Origin of the sequence: Jiangella alkaliphila, assembly GCF_900105925.1 — a bacterium.
In the GTDB taxonomy this organism is placed as follows: domain Bacteria; phylum Actinomycetota; class Actinomycetes; order Jiangellales; family Jiangellaceae; genus Jiangella; species Jiangella alkaliphila.
Window position 1 is genome coordinate 7,354,819 of sequence record NZ_LT629791.1, and the last position, 25,772, is coordinate 7,380,590.

Genomic DNA, 25,772 nt, shown 5'->3' on the forward strand with positions numbered 1-25,772 from the left:
CGACCAACGGCTCAGGCCGGGCCGGCGACGATCCGTTCGGCCTGCAGCTTGCGCACCGTCTCGACCAGCTCCTCGGCCCGGGCGTCGAACGAGTGCTCGCGCCGGACCAGCTCGGACAGCTTCTCGCGAGCCGCCGCACGCTCCGGCGTCTCGGCCAACTGCAGGTTCACGGCGGCGGCCAGCTCCTGCGGCGTCGAGTAGGTCAGGACGACGTCGCCGAAGACCTCCTCGACGCCGGGGACGACGTCGGTCACCACCCGCGCCCCGCAGGCGGCGAGGTCGAACAGCCGGTTGGACATCAGGCCCTCGGCCTTCATGTCGTCCCAGTGGTCGTTGAGGACGACGCCGGCGCCGGCGTAGACGGCGGGCAGATCCTCGTTCGGGATGTACTCGCCGAGCCAGGCGCCCTCGGGCAGCAGCCCGCGCCAGCGCACGCCGTAGACAGACGGCACGATGCCGGCCGACAGCGCCGCGCCGACCGAGGCCCGCATGCCGCGCGCGTTGCCGACGAACAGCACGTCGTGGCGGCGGCGCGGGTCGGCGGGGACGGGGTGGAAGCGGTACTGGTCGGTGGCCTGCAGCAGCGGCCGCACCGGCGCGCCGAGGTCGGTCGACATCCGCCGGGCGAGGCTGGTCGACGCGGCGAAGACGGCGTCGTAGGAGGCCAGCTCGCGCCGGGTGACCCGCTCGGGGTGGCTGATCACCCAGGACAGGTTGATCTGCTGCGGGTTCACCGTGTAGACGCTGACGCCGCGCAGCACGAGGGCGACGTCGTCGAACCGGGAGGTCGGCCGGTACCACGCCCGCTTGGCGTCGATGACGGCCTCGTGGCCGAGCCGCTCGAGCGCCTCCTTGAGGCCGATGGCGTAGTGCCAGTCGCCCCAGTTGGTGCGCCGGGCGACGTCGGGCGCGCCGATCTTGATGGCCCAGCGCAGCGGCCGGTCCGGCCGGTCCTGCACGACGATCGGGTCGAACCCCCAGTGCGTCGTGGCCCCGCCGTCGTAGCCGACGATGGCGTAGCCGCGCTCGCCCCACACGGTGACGTCGTCCTGGGCGACGGTGTCCTTCCAGCGGCCGGTGAACAGCTCCTGGTTGTCGGTCGCCGTGGTGACGGCCGACGCCGTGGTGCGGCGCTCCGGGATCTCGGTGAGAGCGACCTGGCTGTCAGGCACGTACCGCAGCGGGCGGCCGGTCTCGCGGGCCAGCCGGAGGCTGAGGTCGGGGTTGTCGGGGTCGTTGACGAACAGCGGCTCGAAGCCGCGGACGGCGGCGAAGTCGGCGGCCCGGACGGCGAGCGCGACCGGCGTCAGCCCGGCCGGCGACGACGGCGCGACCACCTCGGGCGCGTCGCCGGGGAACCGCTGGTAGAGGTTGTGCGGGTGCGCGCCACGGGCGAACGCCACGCCGGCCGACCACACCGTGCCGTCGCGCAGCAGCACCAGCGGCTGGGCCGCCGCGGCGCCGTCGGACAGCGCGGTGGTCAGCGGCCCCAGCCAGCCGGGCTCGACCCAGCCGCCCGGGGTCAGGAAGACGACGGTCTCGCTGGTGGACTGCGCGGCGCCGATGGTCCGCGACAACTCGGTCGAAAGCCGCTGGGTCTGCCGCAGCACCCGCACGTTCGGGAACCGGATGGGCAGGAACTGCAGCCGCATGGCCTCGGCCTCGGACGCCTTCGCGTCGACGACGACCACCTCGAGGTCATCGCCACCGCCGGCGCCGTCAACGCCGTCGTCGAGCAGCCGCTCGACGGTGGCCGTGACGGCCTGGGCGTCGTCGCCCGCGTGGATGACGACGGAGACGGTCCCCGGCCGGCGGCCGGCCAGCCCGGCGTCGACGGCGGCCCAGTCGACCAGGTGCTTGGCCCGGATGACGAAGCGGTAGCCGAACAGCTCGTTGATGGTGATGCGGTCGCTGCGCTCTTCCCACGCGTCGTAGACGGTGGCGATGAACGGCGCCAGCTCGAAGTCGGTGACCGCGGACATCCGGATGAACAGGTCCCAGTCGACGTTGCGGCGCAGGTCCTCGTCGAACGCGCCGACCTCGTCGAGCAGCGACCGCTCGTGCAGGACGACGATGCAGTCGATGAAGTTGCGTTCCACCAGCGCGGCGCGGTTGTACGGCAGCGACCGGTAGCCGCGGCGGCCGTTCTTCTTCTCCTCGACCAGCTCGGAGACGGCGTAGCCGAACCGCAGCGACCGGGTGCGCACGAACGCGACCATGACCTCGAGGAAATCGGGCGTCCAGACGTTGTCGCTGTCGAGGTAGGCGACGTAGTCGCCGCGGGCCTGCGCCAGGCCGGCGTTGCGGGCCGCAGAGACGCCGCCGGCCCGTTCGCGGCGGACCAGCTCGATGCGCTCGTCGGCCAGCAGCGGCTCGATCGCCTCGGCGGTGCCGTCGGTGCTGCCGTCGTCGACGACGATCAGCTGCCAGTTCCGGTACGTCTGCGCGACGACGGAGTCGATGGCGGCGAGCACGCCCTCGCGCCGGTCCTTCGTCGGGATGACGACGGTGACCAGCGGCGGCGCCTCGCCACGCCCGGCGTACTCGGCGATGACGCGGCGCTTGAACGCCTCGGCGGCGTCGTGGTCGAAGGTGTCGGCGGTGCGCGGCAGGTGCTCCCAGCCGCGAGTCTCCTGCATGAGCCGGCGGGTGCGGCGGGCGAAGTCGGCCAGCGGCGCGCCCTGAACGTCGTCGAAGTTCGTGGTGTAGGCCTCGACGTCGAAGGCGGCGCTGGGCTGCGCGCCGGACTTCCAGCCGGTCTCGAGGTAGTGCCCGAGCGGGCCGCCACGGTGTTTGGCCGCCTCGGGGTGCCGCTCGGTGTAGAACTCGGGGTCGAACAGCGGATGCGGCGACAGCCCGCGGGCGATGCCGCGGTTGACGTAGTGGATGAACGGCGAGACGTCGAGCTTCTTCGGGCTGTCGGGGTGGTCGCGGTACCACTCGCTGACGAAGCACGGGTTCGGCGAGACGTCGGTGGCCGAGCCGACCGTGACGTAGTGGTCGATCGGGTCGACGCCGGACGGGATCGGCTCGTCCAGCTGCTCGCGGTACCAGGCGGCGTCGAACAGCCCACTGGCACGGATGGCCGACGCGATGCGGCGGCGCCGCGCGACGTCGTCGAGGTACGCCTGCGGCAGTACCTTCTTGACCAACCGACGGACCCTGCCGAGCGGCAGTTTCATGCGACTAACTCCTCGGGAACGATCATGACCCTGGTGCCCCAGGCCATCGGACCCAAGTGCATCGGACGCGTGCGGACGCTCGATATCTTAGACGTTCGACGACACTGGGAGGTGCCGAAGTGCGGTGGTTGATCACGGGTGCGGCGGGCATGCTGGGCCGTGACGTCGCGACGGTGCTGGACGACGCCGACGTCACCGCCCTGGGCCGGTCGCAGCTCGACATCACCGACGCCGCGGCGGTCGACGACGCGGTTCGCGGGCACGACGTCGTCGTCAACACCGCCGCGTGGACCGACGTCGACGGCGCCGAGACGGCCGAGGCTGCGGCCGCGGCGGTCAACGGCACCGCACCGGCGCACCTGGCCGCGTCCTGCGCCCGCCACGGCGCCCGGCTGGTGCACGTCTCGACCGACTACGTGTTCGACGGCGCCGCGACCACGCCGTACCCCGAGGACGCGCCCACCGCGCCCCGGTCGGCGTACGGACGCGGCAAGCTGGCCGGCGAGCGCGCGGTGCTGTCGGCGCTGCCCGACGCCGGCTACGTCGTCCGCACGGCCTGGCTCTACGGCGAGCACGGCGGCAACTTCGTCAAGACGATGGCCCGGCTCTCGGCCGCCCGCGAGACCCTCGACGTCGTCGACGACCAGCGCGGCCAGCCGACGTGGTCGATGGACGTCGCGACGGCCCTGGTCGGCCTCGTCCGCGCCGAGGCGCCGGCCGGCGTCTACCACGCCACGAACAGCGGCGAGACGACGTGGTTCGGCCTGGCCCGCGCGGTCTTCGCGCAACTGGGCCTCGACCCCGAGCGGGTCCGGCCCACCACGACCGACAAGTTCCCGCGCCCGGCGCCGCGGCCCGCGTACTCCGTCCTCGGCCACGACGGCTGGGCCCGGGCCGGCCTGCCGCCGCTGCGCCCCTGGGACGAGGCGCTGGCAGCCGCAGCCCCCGCCGTCCTGCCCCAGCACTGACCGGGCGCTCTGCCCGACGCCCGGCGTGGTCCCACGCAGGAAGCATGCACCGCGTGCTTTGCAATGAGCACCAATACGCACCGCGTCGCGTCGAGCAGCGGCTCCGGCGGTCATGGCCCATCTCGACGCGACGGGATCGGCGTCCGACGGACACGGCTCAGGTGGTGCGTAAAGGTGCTCATTGCAAAAGGGCCCGCATGCGACTTCTGACATGAGCGAACCGGCCGCAATGTCAGTCGGCGTGCGAGCGGGCGGCCAGGGCGGCATCGAGTAGCACCCGGGCCCGGGCGTCGAACGAGTGCAGGGTCCGGACCTCCTCGGACACCAGCTTCAGCACCTCGGGCGGGCACAGCTCGTCCGGTTCCAGCGCGCACAGCGCCGCCAGCTCCTCCGGTGACGAGTACGTCCGCACGGCCGGCCCGAACAGCTCGGACAGGCCCTCGATCGGGTCGCTGATCACCCGCCCGCCCGCCGCCACCACGTCGAAGACCCGGTTCGACACGAAGCCGTTCGCCCGCATGTCCGCCCAGTGGTCGTTGAGCACCACGCGGGCCCGCCCGTAGGCCGCGCCGGCCGCGTCGTTGGCCAGGTACTCGCCGCGCACGTACCGCGCGGGGATCGCGTCGCGCCAGTTCAGCCCGTACACGTGCAGGTCGACGCCGGCCAGGATGGCGTCGCGGACGATCGGCCGGACCTCGCCGCGCCGGCCGGAGCCGACGAACAGCACCGGACCCGCCGCCGCGCCGGCCGCGCCGGGCTGGAACCGGGCCGGCTCGGTGGCCTGCAGCAGCGGTCGCACGTCCAGCCCCCATCGCTGCGACACCGACGCTGCCCACGGCACTGACGCCGCGAACACCGCGTCGTAGCGGCGTGCCTCGCTCGCGGTCACCGTGTCGGGGTGGCTGATCACCCAGAGCAGGTTGATGCGGCCGGGACCGGGCGCGTACGGCTCCAGCCCGCGCAACGTGAGTGTGACGTCGTCGAGGTAGCCGGTGGGGCGGTCGAAGGCCAGCCTGCGGTCGACGACGACCTGCTGGCCGAGCCGGCGCAGCGCGGCCGCGAGGTCGCGGGCGAAGTGCACGTCGCCCCAGGTGTCGCCCCGTGGGCCGGCGTGCGCGCCGATCTTGACCGCCCAGCGCAGCGCCGGCGACGCCGGGCGGACCAGCACCGGCACCGCCGTCCGCAGCCCGGCCGGGTCGACGACGCCCGGCTGCACGTGCGCCACCGCGAACCCGGCGTCCTCGTACCGGCTCAGCTCCGACGCCGGCAGCCGGCCGGCCCAGCGCGCCTCGAAGGCCAGCCGGTTCGCGCCGCCGAAGGCCGACCGGCCCGGCGTCTTGCTCTCGTGGTGCTCGACGACGGACCCGGTGACGACGGCGAACCGGCCGCCCAACTCCTCGCCGGCGCGCAGGCACAGGTCGATGTCCTCGCAGCCGTTGATGTACATCGGGTCTAAGCCGCGCAGCGCGACGACGTCGGCGGCCCGCATGGCCAGGGCAGCGGCGGTGACGGCGGTGAAGCCGCTCATCGTGCCGAGCGCCTGCGCGTCCTCGGCCGGATGGTGGGCCAGGAAGGCGTGCGGGAAGCTGTCGCCGCCGGCGAAGATGGTGCCGGCCGACTGGATCGTCCCGTCGGGGTACACCAGCAGCGGCTGCGCCCCGATGACGGCGTCGTCGTCGAGCGCGCCGACCAGCGGCCGCAGCCAACCGGGGCGTACGACGGTGTCGTTGTTGAGGAACACGACGGCGGCGCCGGTGGAATGCGCGAACGCCAGGTTCGAGCCGAGTGCGAAGTTGAGGTTGCGGGCCGCCCGCACCACCGTCACCTCGCGCGACGCGGCGAACCGGGCCGCCAGGATCGCGGAGACCGCCCGCCGCGACCCGTTGTCGACCACGACCACCTCGACGTCGTCGCCCTCGTCCGCCGCCGCGGCCAGCACCGACGCCACCGCGTCCGCCGTCATGCGCCAGTCCTGGAAGGTCGGGACCAGCACCGACACCCGCCCGGGCACGCGGGTGTCCAGCCCGGCGGCGACGGCGGCCCAGTCCACGTGGTGCTTGGCCAGCACGACGTACTCCCAGCCCGGCGCCTCGGTCAGCGTGATCCGGTCCTGGCTCGCCGCCGTCCCACCCACCGCTCCGCCGACGAACGGCAGCAGCCGCAGCGACGTCTCGCCGGCGATCCGGATCACGAAGTCGTGGTCGACCCAGCGGCGCAGCGACTCGTCGAACCCGCCGATGGCCGTCAGCACAGACCGCTCGACCACCAGCGAGATCATGTTCACGTGGTTCTTGACCAGCAGATGGTCCTGCGTGCCGTCGAAGGCGAGGTACCGCAGCGGCGCGTCCGCCCCGTGGTCCAAGACGGCGTGCGCGGCCCGCAGGCCGTCGGCGGCCATCGCCTTCACCGCCAGCTCCAGGAAACGCGGGCGGTACAGGTCGTCGGAGTCGAGGAAGGCGACGTAGCGGCCGCGGGCCGCCGCGATCCCGGTGTTGCGGGCGGCGCACACCCCGCGCCACGGACGGGCCAGCACCCGGACCCGGTAGTCGCGGCCGGCCAGCTCCCGCAGCACGTCCGGCGTCTCGTCGTCGGACCCGTCGTCGACGACGATCAGCTCGAGGTCGCGCAGGCTCTGCCGTAGCACCGACGCGACCGCCGCCCGGATCTGCGCCGGCCGGTTCCGGACCGCGATGACGACGCTGACCAGTGGCCCGTCCTCGCCGGACGGCAGCGGCAGCCGGGACGTCCGGGTGATCCAGTCCAGCTCCGCGGCCGTATCGAGCTGCTCGCTCAGCCGCGTGCCGTGGCCGACGTCGTGCTGCTCACGCCACCGCCGGGCGGCCGCGACCGCCCGGTCCCGGACCACGCCCAGCCCCGGCACGGCGCCGACATGGTCGGGCCGCACCGGCAGCGGCGTCTCCGGACCGGCCCAGGAGAGGAAGTGGCCGAGCACGCCCCCCGGGTGCTCGGCCGCCTCGGGGCGCCGCTCGAGATACGTCGCGACGTCGAACAGCGGCCCCAGCGCGCCCGTCGTGGCCAGGCGCGCGCGACGGAACGGGTCGACCCCCTTGCGCGCCCGGTACTTCGGGTCGTGGAACTCCGGCTCGTACAACGGATGCGGCGAGAGCCCGCGCTGCAGCCCCCAGCGCAGGTAGTGCCGGGCCGCGACGGCGTCGTCGGCGAACTCCTTGCCGGCCTGGGCGGCGTAGAACTCCCGGTCCAGCACGTTCCAGGTGAGGAACTCCTCGACCGGCTCGACGCGGACCCGCCGCTTCGGCGGCCACGGGCCCAGCGGCCGGCCGACCCGGCGCCGATACGCCCGGAGGCCGGCACCCAGCGCCACCCGCCGCCGGAGCAGCCCCGAGCGCACCTGCCTGATCCCGCTGACTCTGCCCAAAGCCGGCCACCTTCCCGTGCCGTCCGCCGCGTTCTGGCGGCGGACGCTACGGGCCGTTCGGGCTCGTTCCGTTTCGCCCCGATTTCCCGGACGTCACCGACCCCCGGCCCTCGGACCGGAAGACGCGCGGGCCGGGCCTGTGGGTTGCCCGGGAGGGCTAGGACGAGCGCAGCAGCAGACTGAGCGAGCTGTGGGTGGCGAGGCCGCCCAGGGCGTTCAGCGCCCGGAACGTCAGTGTGACGTCGACGGTGGCGGGCGAGTCGAAGCGGACCCGGAAGCCGCCGTCCTGACGCGGCTCGCCGGTGAGCTGGTGGACGGGGAGGTCCAGCTCGACCCCGCGGACCGGGTCGCTCTCGATGGTCAGCGGGCCGGTCACGTAGCCGTCGTTGACGATGGTGACGTCGATCGTGTGCCAGTCGCCCGGTGCCAGCGCGCCCAGCCGGGTCGCGGTGCGGGCGACGTTGACCCGCGCCTCCGGGTTGACGCTGACCGAGATCGGGGCCGTGGTGTCGACCGGACCGCAGCAGTGCTCCATCAGTCGGCCTCGCATTCGTCGCGCCGGGTCAGGTAGACGGCCTGCGCGGCGTCGTACGCCGCTCGCGCGTCGGCCCGCTCGGCCTCGCGGATGAACCCGGACTTCGCCGCCCACAGCGCGTCGACCGAGTCGTGCAGCCACTGGGCGCTGCGCTTGGAGGCGCGGATCGGCCGGCCGCCGGCCTCGACGAAGACCGGCTGGGTGTGCACGCTGCGCAGGATCCGCAGCGCCACCCACGACGAGCGCTCCAGCGTGACGTCGAACGCCACGTCCCGCTCGACGCCGTCCGCGAGCACCCACTGCGAGGCCACCGCGACGCCGTTCACCACCAGCTCCAGCAGCACCTCGCGGCTCTCGCCGAGGCGAGCCCGCTCCAGGTGCCAGCCGACTGGCGCGCTGTAGGCGGGACGGCCCGGCTCGGGCGGCGGTGGCGGCTGCTCGGGCAGCCACGCGGCGACCGTCGCCGTCACCCGGACGGCGCCCGGCGCCGCAGCTGCGTGCTCGCGCGCCACCTCGCCGTCGACGGCGAGGTCGAACACGTGGCTGCGGCCGTCGCCGAAGTACGACGCGCCGTCCTTCAGCCCGGCGATCCACGTCTCCAGCGCCTGTGGCCCCTGCGGCGGCGACGGCAGCCGGACGTAGGTGCGCCCGACGCCCGGGCCCTCGTCGTAGATGCACGGGTAGTCGGTCTCGCCTAGCATCAACGTGCGGAAACCCACGTTGAGCAGGTGGTACCAGATGTTCAGCTCGGCCGCCGGGGCCAGCTCGGCGCCGGCCTGGAAGTCGGCGGCGCCCAGCGGCACGTCGACGATGATCTCGTTGGACCCGATCGAGTGGAACCCGGGGACGACGTAGTTGGGCAGCTCGTCGGTGCCGGCGGCCAGCCCGAGTCCGCAGTGCGCGTAGCCGACCAGGGCGTTCTGCGAGTGGCCCCAGCGCATGATCGGCAGGTTCCAGGACGGCCAGTCCTCGATCAGCTCGGTGCCCGGGTAGTCCTGGTCGGTCAGCCCGAGCAGGATGACGTGCCCGGAGTGGCTGGACGGGAAACCGGACACCTCCACGTCGTAGCGCAGCAGGCTCTGGCCGTCGCGGTCGGTCTTCTGCGGCTCCCAGGTCATGCCCTGGGCCCGCTGCATGGCCGGGTTCTCCAGCAACGCCGGCGGACTGATCGACTCGCCGCTGAAGAACTGCTTCTGGTGGTAGTAGCAGGGACCCCAGGTCAGCACGCTGCCCAGCCACAGGCCCTCGCCGCGGACGTGCCTGATCATCGTCTCCGGCGTCACGCCCTCGCTCGGCACGTTGTAGTGCGAGCAGCCGCCGGCGTGGATGTGCGGGTCGCCGGAGTAGTAGCCGTGCCCGGCCGGGTCGATCCAGCGGTCCAGCCGTAGGTCGACGGCGTCAGTGGCGGCCTCGACGTGGACGTCCACCTGGGCCTCGCGGTACTCCGGCCCGCGCCGCGCGGTGATCTCGTACCGCCCCTCCGGCAGCCGGATCACTTCGCCGGTGGCGCGGTACACGTGCTCGTGGAAGAACATGTCCGGCGCCAGGCGCATCGCCGTCGACGGGTACGACCGGCCCTGGGCGTCGCGCACGGTGATGGCTGCGACGCTGCTGGCGCCGTCGGGCTCGCGGACGTCGAACCGGATCTCCCGCGCCGCAGTGCAGTCGAACTCGAAGCTCGCGCCGTAGTCGCGAGGGTCGAACATCATCCGGCGGCCGGCCAGGTGCTCCGGCGGGCGGGTCAGGCTCTCCGGCGACTCCTGGACGGCCGCGGCGAACGTCAGCCCGCCCTTGCGCGGGCCGGCCTCGCGGCTGTACACGCTGACGACCAGGTACTCGGCCTCCAGCCCGGACAGGTCGCCGGACGACGCGAGCTTCGCCTGCAGCCAGGCGCCCTCGATGCGCGGCACGCTGTCGAGGGTGTCGGGCAGGACGGTGCGGGCGGCGTGGCTCTTCTGGTCGATGATCCCGAACACGCCGGGGGTCATGCCGTGCAGCCGCGCCTCGATGCGGTGCGGGTTCGCGACCCGGACCAGGAAACTGCGCCAGCCGTGCTGGACCAGCCGCGGCGGCGCCGCGCCGGGCGAGCTCGTGGTCTCGGCCCGCTCGTCGACATGCACGTCGACGAGTACGTGCGGGCGCAGCAGCGCCTCGGCCTCGGCGACGACCTCGGCGTCGGGGCGCCGGTCGGCCGCCAGCTCTGTCAGCCGGGCGGTGACGTCGTCGGGCAGCGGGTCGCCGAGGTCACGCATGGCGCGAGCGGCGCGGTTGGCGGAGGCGAGCAGGGGCTGGGCAGCGGGCTCGGACACCGAGTCCTCCTGTCGGCGGGGGTCCGATCGACGCTACCTCGCGGCGAGGGCCGCGTAGAACTCAATTGTTGCGGCGTAGTCCGGCAGCAGCCCGGCCTCGCGCGCGGCGGCCAGCGACGGCGCGTCGCGGTCCTTGCCGGACAGGATCGGCGTGATCGGCCGGCCGTCGCGGGCGGTCGCCGGCCAGTCGATGCCCAGCTCGGGGTCGAGCGGGTCGATGCCGTGCTCGCGGCCGGGCGCGTACGGGGTCGTGCACAGGTACATGACGGCGGAGTCGTCGGCCAGCGAGAGGAACGCGTGCCCGAGCCCCTCCGCCACGTACACCGAGCGCCGGTCGGCGTCGTCGAGCAGCACTGAGTCCCACGCGCCGAACGTCGGCGACCCCACCCGGATGTCGACCACGACGTCGAGGACGGCGCCGCTGACGCAGGTGACGTACTTCGCCTGGCTGGGCGGGACGTCGGCGAAGTGCAGTCCGCGCAGCACACCGGCGGCCGAGACGGACAGGTTGGTCTGGACGATGTCGGGACGGTGGCCGACATGCGGCGCCAGCAGGTCGCCGCGGAAGGACTCGAGGAAGACGCCGCGGGAGTCGCCGAACTGCTGCGGCGTCACGACCCACGAGCCGGGCACCGACAGCGGCTCGACCTTCGGCCCGCTCATGCCGGCGCGCCCTCGAGCAGTTCGACGAGGTAGTCGCCGTAGCCGGACTTCGCCAGCGCCTCGCCGCGGACCCGCAGCTGGTCGTCGTCGATGAAGCCCATGCGCCAGGCCACCTCCTCGGGGCAGCCGATCTTCTGGCCCTGCCGTGCCTCGATGACGCGGACGTACTCGCCGGCGGCCATGAGGTTGTCGAACGTGCCGGTGTCGAGCCAGGCCGTGCCGCGCGGCAGCACCTCGACGTGCAGTGAGCCGCGGTCGAGGTAGGTGCGGTTGACGTCGGTGATCTCCAGCTCGCCGCGGGCCGACGGCCGCAGGCCGCGGGCGATCTCGACGACCTCGCTGTCGTAGAAGTAGAGGCCGGGGACGGCGAAGTTGCTGCGCGGCTTGGCCGGCTTCTCCTCCAGGCTGATCGCCCGGCCGTCGGCGTCGAACTCCACGACGCCGTAGGCGGTGGGGTCGGCGACGTGGTGGGCGAAAACCAGCCCCCCGTCGATCTCGGTGTACTTGCGCAGCTGGGTGCCGAGGCCGGCGCCGTAGAAGATGTTGTCGCCCAGCACCAGCGCGACGTGCTCGGAGCCGACGAACTCGGCGCCGATGACGAACGCCTGCGCCAGCCCGTCGGGGCTCGGCTGCTGCGCGTAGGTGATGGACAACCCCAGGTCGGAGCCGTCGCCGAGCAGTGAGCTGAACTGTTCGGCGTCGCGCGGCGTCGTGATGACGAGGATGTCGCGGATACCGGCCAGCATGAGCGTGGTCAGCGGGTAGTAGATCATCGGCTTGTCGAAGACCGGGAGCATCTGCTTGCTGACCGCCATGGTGAGCGGATGCAGCCGGGTTCCCGAGCCGCCCGCCAGGATGATTCCTCGCATGAGCGCCTACGATAGCCCGCGACAGGGACCGCTCCAGGAGGGGACGACATGCGGCTGTTGATCACGGGCGGGGCCGGCTTCATCGGCTCGCACTACGTCCGCCAGGCGCTGTCCGGCGCGTACCCCGGCCTCGACGGCGCCGACGTCGTCGTGCTGGACAAGCTGACCTACGCCGGCAACCCGGCCAACCTCGAGCCGGTCGCCGACCACCCGCGGTTCTCCTTCGTCAAGGGCGACATCCTCGACACCGGCCTGGTCGACGAACTGCTGGCCGAGACCGACCAGGTGGTGCACTTCGCCGCCGAGAGCCACGTCGACCGCTCCATCCAGGGCGCCGCCGCGTTCGTCCAGACCAACGTGGTGGGCACGCAGACGCTGCTCGACGCCGCCCGCCGCCACGGCGTCGACCGGTTCGTGCACGTCTCCACCGACGAGGTGTACGGCTCCATCGAGTCCGGCTCGTGGACCGAGGACCACATCCTGGCGCCGAACTCGCCGTACAGCGCCAGCAAGGCCAGCAGCGACCTCGTCGCGCTGGCCTACCACCGCACCCACGGCGTGCCGGTGTCGGTGACCCGATGCTCGAACAACTACGGGCCGTACCAGTACCCCGAGAAGGTCATCCCGCTGTTCGTGACCAACCTGCTCGACGGGTTGAACGTGCCGCTGTACGGCGACGGCCTCAACGTGCGCGACTGGCTGCACGTCGACGACCACTGCCAGGGCATCGAGCTGGTCCGCTCGGGCGGCCGGTCCGGCGAGATCTACAACATCGGCGGCGGCCGCGAGCTGACGAACAAAGAGCTCACCGGCCAGCTGCTGGAAGCGTGCGGCGCCGGCTGGAGCCGCGTCGACCACGTCGAGGACCGCCTCGCCCACGACCGCCGCTACTCCGTCGACGACGGCAAGATCCGGGCCGAGCTGGGGTACGTGCCGCGGCAGGACTTCGCGTCCGGGCTGGCGGGGACGGTGGCCTGGTACCGCGACCAGCGGTCGTGGTGGGAGCCGCTGAAGAACCGCTGACGCGCCGGTCGTCCTGGCGGTTGGAACGGCCCGGTCCGGGGCATACTCGAAGTCGATCTGTGGTCGATCGGGAGGATACGAGGACTTGCGGCGTGGGCTCGGCGTCATTCTGGCGGCGGTGCTGGCGGCGACCCTCCTCACCGGCTGGTCGCCCGGCTGGCCCGGCGGTGAGCCTGACGCGCCCCGCGACGTGCGCCGGCCCGCCTCGAAGACCGTCGACGTCGGCGTCTTCCTCACCGCCGGCCGGGGCGACGCCTCCACCGTCCAGGCCGCCATCGACGCCGCCGAGCCCGGCCAGACCGTCGTCTTCCCCGAGGGCGTCTACCAGCTGGACCGGCCGATCCGGTTCAGGTCCGGCCGCAACTACACCGCCGCCGAGGGCGCCGAGGTCGTGCTGCGGGGCTCCGGCGACAAGGGCGTCACGCTCGGCCACGAGGAACTGCGCGACGTCACCATCAGCGGGCTGCAGTTCGACAACGTCCGCCTCGAGCTGACCGCTGAGGAGGACAGCGAGGCAATCGTCGACGTGACGCTGCGCGACTGCACGTTCCGCAACGGGCCGGTCGGCAGCGAGTGGGGCGTCGCGCACGTGCTGCTGCGGCACACCGTCGGCGTGACGGTCGACGGCTGCGAGTTCCTCCGCGACAGCGAGCATCCCGGCCGCGGCGTCGTCTCGGACAGCAGCAGGCTCACCGTCGTCAAGGACTCCTGGTTCGGCACCACCGCCGACCTCGACCCGTCGGTGCAGGACGGCTGGTTCCGCACCGCGATCAACTTCTGGGGCCACGACCTCAGCACCGGACAGGGCAACGACGAGGTCGTCGTCGACGGCAACGTGTGGCGGCGCACGCCCGGCATCGGCTCGCCGGCCGGCTGCGAGTTCTGCCAGGACCACGGGCTGTACGCGTGGGGCAGCCGGCGGCTGTCGATCGTCGGCAACCGCGCCGACGGCTGGGACGCGTCACCCGCGGGCGGCTCGATGAAGCTGCGCAACCAGCACGACACATTCGTGGTCGGCAACCGAATGCGCTCGTCGGGCATTTACACCTACGTCTACGCCAGCCAGAACATGCCCGAGGTGTTCCGCCGGGTCTCCATCCGCGACAACAGCATCGACATGCTCGGCGCGACCGGCTGCCGGCACTACTGCGGCGTGACGTACTGGCGCGACGCGGAGATCCTCGGCCAGCAGGGTGTGCCGGAGAGCGACGTGTTCATCGGCGGCAACGCGTTCGTCGACGGCGGGCTGATCTCCGTCTCCACCGATCGCGCCGCCGCCTTCTGCGTCCAGGGGAACAGCGCCGCCGCACTGATCTCGCACCTCGGCAACGTCCAGACCAGCGACTGTCCCCCCGCACCGGAGTGGGAGGAGCCGTTCGCCGGCGTGCAGCGCGGCGACTTCGACGGCGACGGCCGCGAGGACTTCGTCCAGCTGGTCCGCGACGACGGCGAGGACCCGTACTGGCGAGCGCACCTGAGCGCCGGCAACGGCGTCCAGATCGAGGAGTGGCCCGCGCAGGTCGGCGGCGCCCAGCTGGCCGCGCAGCTCGGCGTCCAGGTCGGCGACTTCGACGGCGACGGCCGCGACGACCTCGCCTGGGCCGGCGCCTGCCGCGACCAGGGCAACTGCTGGCGCGTCGCGCTGGCCGGCGACGACGGCTTCGCGCCGCCCCGGCCGTGGGCGCGGCTCGGGCCGGTCACCGCCGAGACCTCCCGGTTCGGCGTCCAGGTCGGCGACTTCGACGGCGACGCCCGCGACGACCTGCTCTTCCGCGGCGCCTGCGGCTCCCCCGGCGAACCCTGCTGGCGCATGCTCAGCAGCGACGGCGAGTCCTTCCACGCCACATCCTGGGGCGACGCCGTCGCCTGGACCTCCGAGTCGGACGTCTACGGCCTGTTCGTCGCCGACTTCAGCGGCGACGGCCGCGACGACGTCGCCTACCGCGGTGCCTGCGGCGACGCAGGCGAGCCATGCTTCCGCGTGCACGTCAGCGGCGACGACGGCTTCGAGGTGAGCAGCTGGGGCGACGCGTTCTGGCCCGCGGCCGACGGCACCACCGCCCACTTCGGCATCTCCGTCGGCGACATCGACGGCGACGGCGACGCCGACCTCGGCTACCGCGGCCGCTGCGGCGACGGCGAGTCACAGTGGCGGTACCACGTGAGCGACGGCACCGCCTTCACCGCCGCCTGCTCCACGCGCGCCAAGCTCCCCCCGCCCGACTAGCCCGAGTTGATCATGGAGAAGGGCGGCCCTGGAGGCGCTCGGAACCCGACCTTCTCCATGATCAACTCGGCGCGAGGGATATTGCCGAGGTGGGCGTCCTCACCCGTCACCGAGGCACCTCACCCGCCGTAGGATCGCACCCGGCACCGATCCGGCCGCCATCCGGTCCGCACGCGAGTGAGGTACTCCCCACCCGAGTGAAGACCGTCGCCACACCCCGCGAACCGCTCAGGGCAGCAGGTCGTCCAGCAGGCCGAGCATCGTGTGCATGCGCCGGTTGGCCACCCTGCCGCTGCCCCGCTTGACGGCGCGGAAGTAGCGGTTGCGCCAGCCGCTCATGAACAGCAGCAGGGCGAGCGCGACCTGGAGCCGCCACGGGACCGCGCCGGCGGACGTCAGGGCGGGACGTAGCGAGGCCGGCACCTCCAGCGCCGCCGCGAGGTCGCGCGGGCCGGGTCCGGACATCAGCACCTTGAGGACGTCGTGGGCGAGCGGCCGGTGGCCGGCGTCCTCCCAGTCGACCAGGGCGAGCCGGCCGTCCGGCAGCCGCAGGACGTTGCCGAGACCGGGGTCGCCGTGGCTGAGGCCGACGGTGAGCGGACGGGCGTCGTCGAGCAGGGCGCGGGCGCGGTGCAGGGTGGCGTCGGGGTCGAGGCCGGGGAGCCAGCTGCCGGGCGGCGGGTCCTCGACCAGGCCGGTGAACGCCGTCAGCGCACGGGAGCGCTGCTCGGCGCCGAGCGGCTCGTGCGTCACGCCCAGCCGCTGCCAGGTCTCGGCCAGCAGGGCGAGCACTTCGTGGACGGTGGCCTCGGCGTCCTCGGGCCGGACGGCGGCGCCGTCGACGGCCTCCTCGACCAGCCAGTCGGCGACGGCGTCGCCGGACAGGCCGCGCCCGGCCAGCCCGCTCTCCAGCACCTTCGGCACGGCGAACGGCGTGCGGCCGGCCAGCGTCCGCTGGTGCGCGCTGCCGGCGACCAGCGGCGTCGGCGACCCGGGGGCGAAGCGCTGTTGCACGACGAGGGTCCGGAGCGCCTCGGTGACGTAGAACGCGCGGAACCGCAGCTGCTCGGCCGTGCGCATCGCCCCGGCGAGGACGACGTCAGCGGCGGCCGCCGACTTCACCAGCGGCCGGTCGCCCGCGACCAGCACCGACGCGCCGGTCCGCTGGTCGACGAAGACGCCGCTGGACGGGAAGGCCGAGGCCGGGTCCAGCTCGACGGAGAACGCGATGCGGTTGTCGTGGAAGAACTGCCGGCGACGCAGCCGGGCGACGCCCCGTGCGGACGGCAGACTGTCCGTCGTCCGTTCGATCGCGGCGGTCCACTCGAGGGACCTGATGGCGTCGGAGGCTGCGGGCATCAGATATGTTTATCAGTGCAACACCGCAGTTCAGGCCGCGTTACGCTAGTAATTCGATGAGAGTGTTCTCATCTTCGGAACGGCCATTCGCGGGCCGCGGTAACGGCCACCCGCTCATACCTGCTGTAAAGTCATCCGGTCACGAGCGCCACTATGGACGGGAACGAAGCAGTGTCGACTGATGTCGCGGTTGTTGGACTGGGATACGTGGGCTTGCCGCTGGCACAGGAGGCCAGCCGCTCCGGCCTGAACGTCATGGGCTTCGACGTCAGCACCAGGGTCGTCGAAGGTCTGAACGAGGGCCGGTCGCACGTCGACGACCTGTCCGATGCCGACATCGAGGCGATGCGGTCGGCGGGCTTCCAGGCGTCGGCCGACGAAGCCGACCTCGACAGCGCCGACGCGATCGTCATCTGCGTGCCGACGCCGCTGTCCGACGAGGGCGGGCCCGACCTCGGCGCGGTCAAGGCCGCGGTGGCCACCGTCGGGCGGCACCTGTCCGCCGGCATGCTGGTGGTGCTCGAGTCGACCACCTACCCGGGCACCACCGACGAGGTCGTCCGGCCGATGCTGGAGGAGGCCTCCGGCCTGACCGCCGGCCGCGACTTCCACCTCGCGTTCTCGCCCGAGCGCATCGACCCGGGCAACCCGAAGTTCGGCATGCGCAACACCCCGAAGGTCGTGGGCGGCCAGACGCCGGCCTGCACCGAGCGGGCGGCCACGTTCTACCGCCGCTTCGTCGACACCGTCGTCGAGGCCAAGGGCACCCGCGAGGCCGAGACCGCGAAGCTGCTCGAGAACACCTACCGGCACGTGAACATCGCGCTGGTCAACGAGATGGCGCGGTTCTGCCACGAGCTCGGCATCGACCTCTGGGACGTCATCCGGCTGGCCAAGACCAAGCCGTTCGGGTTCCAGGCGTTCTACCCCGGCCCCGGCGTCGGCGGCCACTGCATCCCGATCGACCCGAACTACCTGAGCCACAACGTGCGCGTGCGCCTCGGCTACCCGTTCCGGTTCGTCGAGCTGGCGCAGGAGATCAACGCCACCATGCCGGCGTACGTCACGCAGCGCGTGATGAACATCCTCAACACCGACGGCAAGGCCATCAACGGCTCGACCATCCTGCTGCTCGGCGTCACGTACAAGCCCGACATCGCCGACCAGCGCGAGTCGCCCGCCGTCCCGCTGGCGAAGCGGCTCGCCTCGCTCGGCGCGAACGTCGTCTTCCACGACCCCAAGGTGCCCACCTGGAAGGTCGACGGCGCCGTGCTCGAGGCCGTGCCCGACCTCGACGCCGCGCTGGCCTCGGCCGACCTCACCGTCGTCCTGCAGCCGCACAGCGACTACGACGGCACCCTGATCGCCAAGACCGCGAAGCGGGTCTTCGACACCCGCGGCATCACGCCGCTCGGTGACAACGTCGAGCACATGTGATCACCAGGCCGGATCGGACGTCGCCTGCTCCTCCTGGCGCACGTAGACGTCCGGGCCGAACACCTCGGTGACGGCGGCGACGGACTGCTCGTCGACCTCCGTCAGGCCGATGACGAGCGCGTTCAGCTCCGCATCGACGACACCGGATGTCAGCGACGCGCCGGCGATGACCGGATCGGTGAGGGCGATGTCCATGAACGCGTGCATGAGCTCACGGTTGCTGTGCTCGACCTCGCGCACCTCGACCGGCGCCGGCGCCGTCGCGATGACCTGGCGCATCTCGTCGCCGATGACAGAGTCCTCCCAGCCGGGGACGAGGTTCACGACGACCCCGTCGCCGTCGTCGGTGTAGTGGTACTTGCCCCAGAGCCCATCGCGGCTCGGGTCAGCGAACACCTGACTGACGAGTTCGGCCGCGGCCAACGTTTCGGGTGGCGTATCAGGCAGGTCGTAGTCGCTGGGCAGGACGTGGTCCTGCCAGCTCGGCTCGGGCGCCGCCGTCGCGCCGTCCTCCTGCACACCGCCACAGGCGGCCGTCAGCGCCACGAGCAGGGCCGCGGGCACCGCATGCCGCCAAGGTCTGGACCCCATGGTTTGCCCCTTCCGGCCTCACCTTATGGACGTGCGCAGGCGCGATCCGGGTTGCGTTAGGTTGAGCCGCATGACCGACGACGCCGAAGTCGTGTGGCGGCCCGATCCCGAGGCCGTCGCCCAGGGCCGGATGACCGCCTTCCGCGACTGGCTGCGCGCCGAGGGCGTGGTCGACGCCGCCGACTACGACGAGCTGTGGCGCTGGTCCGTGGCCGAGCCGGGCGCGTTCTGGGGCGCCGTCGCCCGCTTCTTCGACGTGAAGTTCCACTCCCCGCCCGAGGACGTGTTGCCCGACGTCGCGATGCCGGGCACCCGCTGGTTCCCCGGCGCGACGCTCAACTACGCCGAGCAGGCGCTGCGGCCCGGCGACGGCAAGGGCGACGACGACGTCGCGGTCGTGTTCCGGCGCGAGGACGGGCTGCGCAGCGAGCTGACCCACGGCGAGCTGCGCCGGCAGGTCGCGGCGCTGCGGGCGGCGCTGGTCTCGCTCGGCGTCGGCCGCGGCGACCGGGTGGCCGCGCTCGCCCCCAACGCCCCGGAGACGCTGGTCGCGTTCCTGGCGACGGCCAGCCTGGGCGCCGTCTGGTCGTCCTGCTCCCCCGACTTCGGCGTGCGCGCGGCGGCCGACCGGTTCGCGCAGATCGAACCGGTCGTGCTGGTCACCTGCGACGGCTACGTCTACAACGGCAAGGCGGTCGACGTCCGCCCGACGGTGGCGGCGCTGCGGGCGCAGCTGCCCACTGTCCGGGCCGTCGTCGCCTTCCCGTTCGGCGGGACGGCCGTGCCCGACGCGCTCGCCTGGGACGAGCTGCTGGCACGGCACGACGGCGCGCCGCTGGAGTTCACGCCGGTGCCGTTCGACCACCCGCTCTGGGTGCTGTACTCGTCCGGCACGACCGGCCTGCCCAAGGGGATCGTCCACGGCCACGGCGGCATCGTGCTCGAGCACGTCAAGGCGCTCAGCCTGCAGCTGGACCTCCAGCCGGGCGAGCGGTTCTTCTGGTTCACCACCACCGGCTGGATGATGTGGAACTTCCTCGTCGGCGCCCTGCTGGTCGGCTCGACGGTGGTGCTGTACGACGGCAGCCCGGGCCGCCCGTCGCTGCGGTCGATGTGGGACCTCGCCGCCGAGGAGCGGGTCGCCGTCCTCGGCACGTCCGCGCCGTTCGTGCAGGCCTGCCTCAAGGACGGCCTGATGCTGGACCCGTCCGCCCGGCCCGCGTTGCGCGCGGTGGGCAGCACCGGCTCGCCGCTGTCGACCGACGGGTTCCGCTGGCTGAGCCGCAACCTGGGCCCGTCGGTGCAGATCGCCAGCCTCTCCGGCGGCACCGACGCCTGCACCGCGTTCGTCGGGCCGGCGCCGGACGTCCCCGTGTGGCTGGGCGAGCTGTCCCGGCCGGCGCTGGGCGCCGCGCTGGCCGCGTTCGACGAGGCCGGTCACCCCGTCATCGGCGAGGTCGGCGAGCTGGTGCTCACCGCGCCGCTGCCGTCGATGCCGGTCTCCTTCTGGGGCGACGCCGACGGCTCGCGGCTGCGGGCGGCCTACTTCGAGGACTACCAGGGCGTGTGGCGGCACGGCGACTGGATCACGATCACGCCGCGCGGATCCGCCGTCATCCACGGCCGCAGCGACTCCACCCTCAACCGCGGCGGCGTCCGCATGGGCACCGCCGAGTTCTACCGCGTCGTCGAGGGCCACCCGGCGGTGCTCGACTCGCTGGTCATCGACACGTCCGGCGCGGGTTCGCCGGACGGCGAGCTGCTCTGCTTCCTGGTGCTCGCGCCGGGCACCGCCCTGGACGAGGTGGAGCCCGAACTGCGCAAGACGCTGCGCGCCGAGCTGTCGCCGCGACACGTCCCCGACCGCTTCGTGGTGGTCGACGACGTGCCGCGGACCCTGACGGGCAAGAAGTGCGAGGTGCCGGTGAAGCGGATCCTCGCCGGCGTGGCGGCGGATCACGCGGTCAGCCGCGAGGCGCTGCGCAACCCCGCGGCCCTCGACCCCTTCGTCGCCCTCGCCGCCGCCCGCTGACGGGCCGCCGCCCGCGGACCCCGCCCCGCCTCGAGTTGATCTTGGAGTTGTTCGGCAATTGCGGGGTGAAATGTCCGGTAGATACCCGAACAACTCCGAGATCAACGGGGCGGCGGGGCGGCGCGACTGCGCTACTTGCGGCGCGAGCCGGGCGGCAGTGGGAGCGGGTCGATGCTCTGGTCGTTCGCGGTCAGGTCGATGCCGAGGTCGGCGGCGAACACCATGTGGGTCTCGATGTCGACGTCGTCGTCCTGCTGGGTGAGGTTGAAGACGCGGGCGCCGCGCAGCCGGTTCCGCTCGGCGCCGCTGAGGCCGTAGGTGCCGAAGCCGGTGTTGCCGGCGTAGCCGAGCATGACGCCGTAGTAGTTGCCGACGTACGTGTTGACGTGGTCGTGGCCGCAGAACACGCCGCGCACGTCGCCGCGGTCGAGGATGGCCGAGAACATGCCGCTGTTGAACGGGCCGGGGCACTCGTCCTCGTTGCGCTCGCCGACGATGCCGTGCTTGGCGACGGCGCGCTCGTGGTCGGCGGCGGTGCGGCTGTCGACGCTGGCGAACCACATGAAGCGGTACTCCCACAGGGGGATGTGAATGAACAGCAGCGCCGGCACTTTCTGCCCGGCCCGCTTCTCGACCAGCTCGGACGTCTCGGTGTACCAGTGCACCTGGTTCATCCGCAGCCAGTCCCACGTCGGGTAGCCGGCGAAGTCCTGACCGTCGATGGTCGACGGCGCGTAGCGGCCGCTGTCGAGCAGGAACAGGTTGAAGATCGGCCGCTGACCACGGGCGCCGCGGATCAGCAGGTTCATGTTGCCGCTGCCGGTGACGCCGCGCGGGCTGGGCTGGTTGAGGTTGTGGCCGTAGGCCCGGTAGAAGGCGAGCATGTCCTCCTCGTCCATCCCGGTGTCAGGCGTGGAGTCCTCGTCGTGGTTGCCGTAGGTGATCACCCACGGGATCTCCCGCTCCTCCATCGGCTGGACGATGTTGTTCATCGCTTGCTTCATCTCGGTGGCGTTCGCGCAGCCGCCGGTGATGTTGTCGCCGTTGTGGACGACGAGGTCGGGCTGCTCGGCGTCGAGGACCTTCTCCATCAGCTCGATGGTGCGCCGGTCGATCCGCTCGTCGTCCTGGGTGTCGTTGAACTGGGCGATCTTGAAGGTGCCGTCGGCCTTGAACCGCAGCGGCTTGTCCTCGTCCGCCGCGCCGGCCGGCGTCGCGCCCGCGAGCGCACCGGTGGCGCCGAGCGCGATGGCGGCGGTGCCGATGCCGCCCATCCGGACGAAGTCGCGCCGGTCCCAGCCGGGCGCGGTCTCGGTCGGCTGCTGGTCGTGCTCGGTCATGGCGGCCTCATCTCCTGTGACGACGGGGTGGTGCCGGGGACGCTAGCGAGCGACGGGCACCAGCAGCCGTCGCAAGGGTGATGAGCGGATGAAGCCCACTCGAATAGGGTCGTCGGCGTGGAACCGTTCCGCATCGACGTCCCCGAGTCCGACCTCGACGACCTCAAAGCGCGGCTGCGCGCCACCCGCTGGCCCGAGCCGGCCACCGTCGACGACTGGTCGCAGGGGGTTCCACTGGACTACCTGCGCGACCTCTGCCACTACTGGTCGACGACGTACGACTGGCGGCGGGCGGAGGCGTGGCTGAGCGGACTGCCGCAGTTCCGGACCGAGATCGACGGGCTCGGCGTCCACCTGCTGCACGTCCGCTCCCTGCACGACGACGCGTTCCCGCTGGTGCTGACGCACGGCTGGCCTGGCTCGATCCTGGAGTTCCGCAAGCTGATCGAGCCACTCACCGACCCGCCCGACCCCGCCGACGCCTTCCACGTCGTCGTCCCGTCGCTGCCGGGCTACGGGTTCAGCGACAAGCCGGCCCGCGCCGGCTGGGGCGTCGAGCGCATCGCCGCCGCGTGGACGACGCTGATGGACCGGCTCGGCTACGACCGCTACGGCGCCCAGGGCAGCGACTGGGGCACGACGGTGTCGACGCTGCTCGGCGTCGCGCACCCTGACCGCGTCGCCGGGATCCACCTGATGCCACCTCTCGCGCCGCCCGACCCGGCGACGTTCGGCGACCTCACCGACGCCGAGGAGTCGGCGCTGGACAGCCTGCGCGAGGCGGACGAGTGGGGCTCGGGCTACTCGCGGCAGCAGGCCACCCGGCCGCAGACCGTCGGCTACGGCCTGGTCGACTCGCCGGCGGCGCTGTGCGCGTGGATCGCGGAGAAGTACTGGTTCTGGACCGACCACGACGGCGACCTCGACGACGTCGTCAGCCGCGACGAGCTGCTCGACACCGTCATGCTCTACTGGCTGCCCGCCGCCGGCGCCTCGGCGGCCCGGCTCTACTGGGAGAGCATCCAGCAGGTCGACGAGTGGATCTCGAACACCGCCGGCGCCGCCGTCGACGTCCCCACCGGCTGCACGGTCTTCCCGAAGGAGCTGCAGCGGCCGTCGCGGCGGTGGGCGGAGCAGCGGTTCACGAACATCCGGCACTGGTCCGAGCCGGCCCGCGGCGGCCACTTCGCCGCCCTCGAGCAGCCGGAGATCGTCGTCGACGAGATCAGGACGTTCTTCCGTCTGGTGCGCTGAGCCGCCGGCGGCGCTGCACAAGAGCCACGAGGCCCAGGACGGCGACGACGCCGAGCGCGCCGGCGCCGAGGGCGAGGCCCATCCGAAGGCCACGCGGCTGGTACGAGCAGGACACCGCGGTGACCCCCGCGTCGACCGGGACGGCGATCAGGCCGCCGACCGTCGTCGGGGTGACGGCTGGGCCGTCGCCCGCCGAGCAGCGCCAGCCGGGCGAGCGGATCACGCCGAACACGACCGTGCCGGCCGCCGAGCCGGGCGCGAAATGGACGTCGATACCGCGGGTGCTCACGTCGATCGACGCCGGCCGACGCTCCGGCAGCCCGGCCACGGTGTCGAGCCGCGCGCGGTCGAGGCAGCCGACGGGATTGCGCGGCAGCACCGTCTGGCCCTGGATGCGTAGCGTCAGGTCGCCACCGACCGGCCCGCCAACGCGCTGCATGCCCGCGCCCTGGTGCAAACCGGGGTAGCGGGCGTACGGCGGCAGCACGGGCCGCCAGCCGGTCTCCGCGTCGAGGACGTCGCCGACGAACGAGGGCGCGGCGAGGTAGCGCTCCGTCCCGGCGGGGCAGACGGCGCTCAGGTGCAGCTCGACCGGCAGTTCGGCGGCGGGTATGGGCGCGATCACCAGGTCGTCGGCCCGCGTGAGGACCGAGACCGACGGGTTCGCGGCCAACTCGGCGTCGGGCACCGTGTAGACGTCGGCGCCGAGGGCGGTCTCCTGCCGGCCGAACGCGCCGGGATCGGCGGACGACCAGCCCGAGCCAGAGCGGACGGTGACCAGCGGGCCGGCGTCGTAGCGCTCCAGGCTCATGACCCCGTTCGCGTCGGGCACCGGCCGCGCGGAGATCGCGAACACTGTGTCGATGACGGGGTTGGCCGGGTCGTAGTTGGCCCGGCCGAACCCGGCGTAGCCGAAGCCGAGGTCGACCAGGGTCCGCGCCACGGCGTCGGGGATGGTGCTGGAGTAGTACTGAGGGCCCTGCCCGCCCAGCAGCATGGGGTCGTTCTGCGTCACGTACCCGCCGGGCGCCACCCGCGACTCCGGCCAGGCGTCGGCGGCGAGCACCAGCTCGCGCACCTGATCGTTCGTGTCGCCCCAGGTCGGGTGAGCGCCGATGATCTGCGACCGCGCCTCGTCGATCGCCGCCGCCCCGGCCGTCGCCTCGACGACGACGGCGGCCCCGACGATGATGACGGCCGGCACCGCCGCCCAGGACGGTGGCCGCGGCCGCCGTCCGGCCAGCAGCCAAGCGACGACCGCAACCAGCGCCACGATCGGCACCACCATCCGGGTGGTCCCGGTGACGAACTGCCCGTCCCGCACGCCGAGGTAGAGCGCCGCGACGAGGCCGAGTGGCACCAGAACGGGAAGCACGCCGCGTAGCCTCGACGAGCCGGACAGCCACCCGGCGATGACGAGCATGCCGGCGACGACGAACGCCTGCCGGAACGGGCTGCCGTTGGGGGTGTCGAACCCGTGCCAGATCTCGTGGGTCAGCGTGACCTGCATGCTGACCAGCGTCAACGCGATGGCGACGGTCCACACGAGCCGCTCGCGCCGGGCGACGGCGGAGTTGACCGGCAGGCTCAGCGCGAGCAGCAGCAGGACCGTCCCGACCGCAAGCCCGGGACTGCTGCCGACGCCCTCGCTGCCGGCCAGCAGCCGCGACAGGAAGTCCGTCCAGTCCATCGCCTGGAACTTGATCTCCGGGCTGGGCCGCGAGTACCGCACGGCCCAGAACGTCGGCACCAGCAGCGGCGCGGCGAGCCCGATGCCGGCGACGACGGCGAGGGCGCAGCGCAGCACGCCGGTGACGCGGTGCCGCAGCGGGACCTCCGAGCCAGCCGAGATCACCCGCGCGAGGACGACGATCGCCGCGCCGATCGTCGCCATGTAAACGGTGTAGAAGTGCGACGTCCAGAGCAGCGCCACCACGAACGGCGATACGACGAGCGGCAGCAGCGTCCGCCGCCGCAGGATCCACTCGCAGACCAGGCAGAGGACGGGGAACGCCACTAGGCCGTTCAGCCACACGGTCATGTAGACGGCGTCATCCAAGGCCCACCCGCACAGGGCGTAGGACACCCCGGCGACGACGGCGAGCCAGGCCGGGCCGCTGGGCCGGAGAAGCCGGAGGTACGCCGTCATCCCCGCCGCTGCCGCGGCGACCGCCAGCACCGCGATGACGTACAGCGCCAGGTCCATGCCGTCGCGCGGGAAGAAGACGACGATCCACGAGAACGTGCCGCCGAGGTAGGCCATGAAGTCGCCGAGGAACGGGACGCCGAAGCCGCTGGACCAGGTGAAGATCAGGTCGCCGGGAGCATCGCCCGTGAGCACGTCACGCAGGTGCGCGTGCATGGGGATGAACTGCTGGCCGAGGTCGTTCGTGTTGCGCGACGCGTCGCCGAACGGGAACGTCCCGCGCAGCATGCCGCTGGCGACGAACGCCCCAGCCGCGAGGAGTGTCGCCACTGCGCAGACGAGCAGCGCCGGCGCCCGCCTCGTGCGCCGTGCCTCGACGCGCGGCGCGGACGTCGTTGCGATGTCGAGCATTTTCGTGTCCTTCCCCGTGCAACCGTCCA

16 protein-coding genes are annotated in these 25,772 nt (G+C 72.6%); 6 read left to right on the forward strand and 10 right to left on the reverse strand.

Annotated elements, in window-relative coordinates:
• Positions 1–11: 11 nt before the first annotated feature.
• Positions 12–3,182 (reverse strand): glycosyltransferase, encoded by a 3,171-nt coding sequence (locus tag BLV05_RS33775; protein ID WP_083421463.1) that lies wholly within the window; start codon positions 3,180–3,182, stop codon positions 12–14.
• 119 nt (positions 3,183–3,301) lie between these two features.
• Here BLV05_RS33775 and rfbD point away from each other — a divergent pair, with 119 nt between their 5' ends.
• On the forward strand, positions 3,302–4,150 hold the full coding sequence (rfbD, locus tag BLV05_RS33780; protein WP_082155726.1) for a dTDP-4-dehydrorhamnose reductase: 849 nt from the start codon (positions 3,302–3,304) through the stop codon (positions 4,148–4,150).
• Between the two features lie 232 nt (positions 4,151–4,382).
• On the opposite strand, the gene BLV05_RS33785 is transcribed toward rfbD, so the two are convergent.
• The 5 genes from BLV05_RS33785 to rfbA all read right to left on the reverse strand — a co-directional run bounded on the left by BLV05_RS33785 (position 4,383) and on the right by rfbA (position 11,923).
• A complete protein-coding gene (locus tag BLV05_RS33785) occupies positions 4,383–7,547 on the reverse strand; it encodes a glycosyltransferase (RefSeq protein ID WP_152691043.1) in 3,165 nt (1,054 codons plus the stop codon).
• A gap of 157 nt (positions 7,548–7,704) precedes the next feature.
• Positions 7,705–8,097, reverse strand: a complete 393-nt coding sequence (locus BLV05_RS33790; RefSeq protein ID WP_152691044.1) for a hypothetical protein — start codon at positions 8,095–8,097, stop codon at positions 7,705–7,707.
• The gene (locus BLV05_RS33795) at positions 8,082–10,391 is read right to left on the reverse strand and encodes a CehA/McbA family metallohydrolase (protein WP_052763046.1); all 2,310 of its coding nucleotides are present in this window, start codon (positions 10,389–10,391) and stop codon (positions 8,082–8,084) included. The genes BLV05_RS33790 and BLV05_RS33795 overlap by 16 nt, the downstream gene beginning before the upstream one ends.
• Positions 10,392–10,424: 33 nt before the next feature.
• Positions 10,425–11,054, reverse strand: coding sequence for a dTDP-4-dehydrorhamnose 3,5-epimerase (gene rfbC / locus BLV05_RS33800; RefSeq protein ID WP_046772052.1), 630 nt, complete (start codon positions 11,052–11,054; stop codon positions 10,425–10,427).
• The gene (rfbA, locus tag BLV05_RS33805; RefSeq protein ID WP_046772053.1) at positions 11,051–11,923 is read right to left on the reverse strand and encodes a glucose-1-phosphate thymidylyltransferase RfbA; all 873 of its coding nucleotides are present in this window, start codon (positions 11,921–11,923) and stop codon (positions 11,051–11,053) included. Before rfbA ends, rfbC begins: the two co-directional genes overlap by 4 nt.
• A 48-nt stretch (positions 11,924–11,971) precedes the next feature.
• On the opposite strand from rfbA, the gene rfbB reads away from it, so the two are divergent.
• Together rfbB and BLV05_RS33815 are read left to right on the forward strand one after the other, a co-directional pair.
• The gene (gene rfbB, locus BLV05_RS33810) at positions 11,972–12,946 is read left to right on the forward strand and encodes a dTDP-glucose 4,6-dehydratase (RefSeq protein ID WP_046772054.1); all 975 of its coding nucleotides are present in this window, start codon (positions 11,972–11,974) and stop codon (positions 12,944–12,946) included.
• A gap of 85 nt (positions 12,947–13,031) precedes the next feature.
• Positions 13,032–15,173, forward strand: a complete 2,142-nt coding sequence (locus BLV05_RS33815; RefSeq protein ID WP_046772055.1) for an FG-GAP-like repeat-containing protein — start codon at positions 13,032–13,034, stop codon at positions 15,171–15,173.
• 228 nt (positions 15,174–15,401) lie between these two features.
• Here BLV05_RS33815 and BLV05_RS33820 read toward each other — a convergent pair whose 3' ends face one another.
• Complete coding sequence (locus tag BLV05_RS33820; protein ID WP_046772056.1) at positions 15,402–16,532, reverse strand: aminoglycoside phosphotransferase family protein; 1,131 nt, start codon at positions 16,530–16,532, stop codon at positions 15,402–15,404.
• Positions 16,533–16,685: 153 nt separating this feature from the next.
• On the opposite strand from BLV05_RS33820, the gene BLV05_RS33825 reads away from it, so the two are divergent.
• The gene (locus BLV05_RS33825) at positions 16,686–17,969 is read left to right on the forward strand and encodes a nucleotide sugar dehydrogenase (RefSeq protein WP_172860752.1); all 1,284 of its coding nucleotides are present in this window, start codon (positions 16,686–16,688) and stop codon (positions 17,967–17,969) included.
• On the opposite strand, the gene BLV05_RS33830 is transcribed toward BLV05_RS33825, so the two are convergent.
• Positions 17,970–18,560, reverse strand: a complete 591-nt coding sequence (locus BLV05_RS33830; protein ID WP_152691045.1) for a hypothetical protein — start codon at positions 18,558–18,560, stop codon at positions 17,970–17,972.
• A 70-nt stretch (positions 18,561–18,630) separates the two neighbouring features.
• Here BLV05_RS33830 and BLV05_RS33835 point away from each other — a divergent pair, with 70 nt between their 5' ends.
• Positions 18,631–20,592, forward strand: a complete 1,962-nt coding sequence (locus BLV05_RS33835) for an acetoacetate--CoA ligase (protein ID WP_046772059.1) — start codon at positions 18,631–18,633, stop codon at positions 20,590–20,592.
• 131 nt (positions 20,593–20,723) lie between these two features.
• On the opposite strand, the gene BLV05_RS33840 is transcribed toward BLV05_RS33835, so the two are convergent.
• Entirely contained in the window at positions 20,724–21,932 is a 1,209-nt protein-coding gene (locus BLV05_RS33840; protein ID WP_046772060.1) for a metallophosphoesterase family protein, read from the reverse strand.
• Positions 21,933–22,049: 117 nt separating this feature from the next.
• Between BLV05_RS33840 and BLV05_RS33845 the strand changes: the two genes are divergently transcribed.
• Positions 22,050–23,186 carry an epoxide hydrolase family protein gene (locus BLV05_RS33845; protein WP_046772061.1) on the forward strand — a complete coding sequence of 379 codons (1,137 nt, stop codon included), beginning with the start codon at positions 22,050–22,052 and terminating at the stop codon, positions 23,184–23,186.
• Here the strand turns inward: BLV05_RS33845 and BLV05_RS33850 are convergent.
• Positions 23,158–25,743: a YfhO family protein gene (locus BLV05_RS33850; protein WP_052763047.1), complete on the reverse strand. Its 2,586-nt coding sequence runs from the start codon at positions 25,741–25,743 to the stop codon at positions 23,158–23,160. The genes BLV05_RS33845 and BLV05_RS33850 overlap by 29 nt on opposite strands.
• Positions 25,744–25,772: the final 29 nt, after the last annotated feature.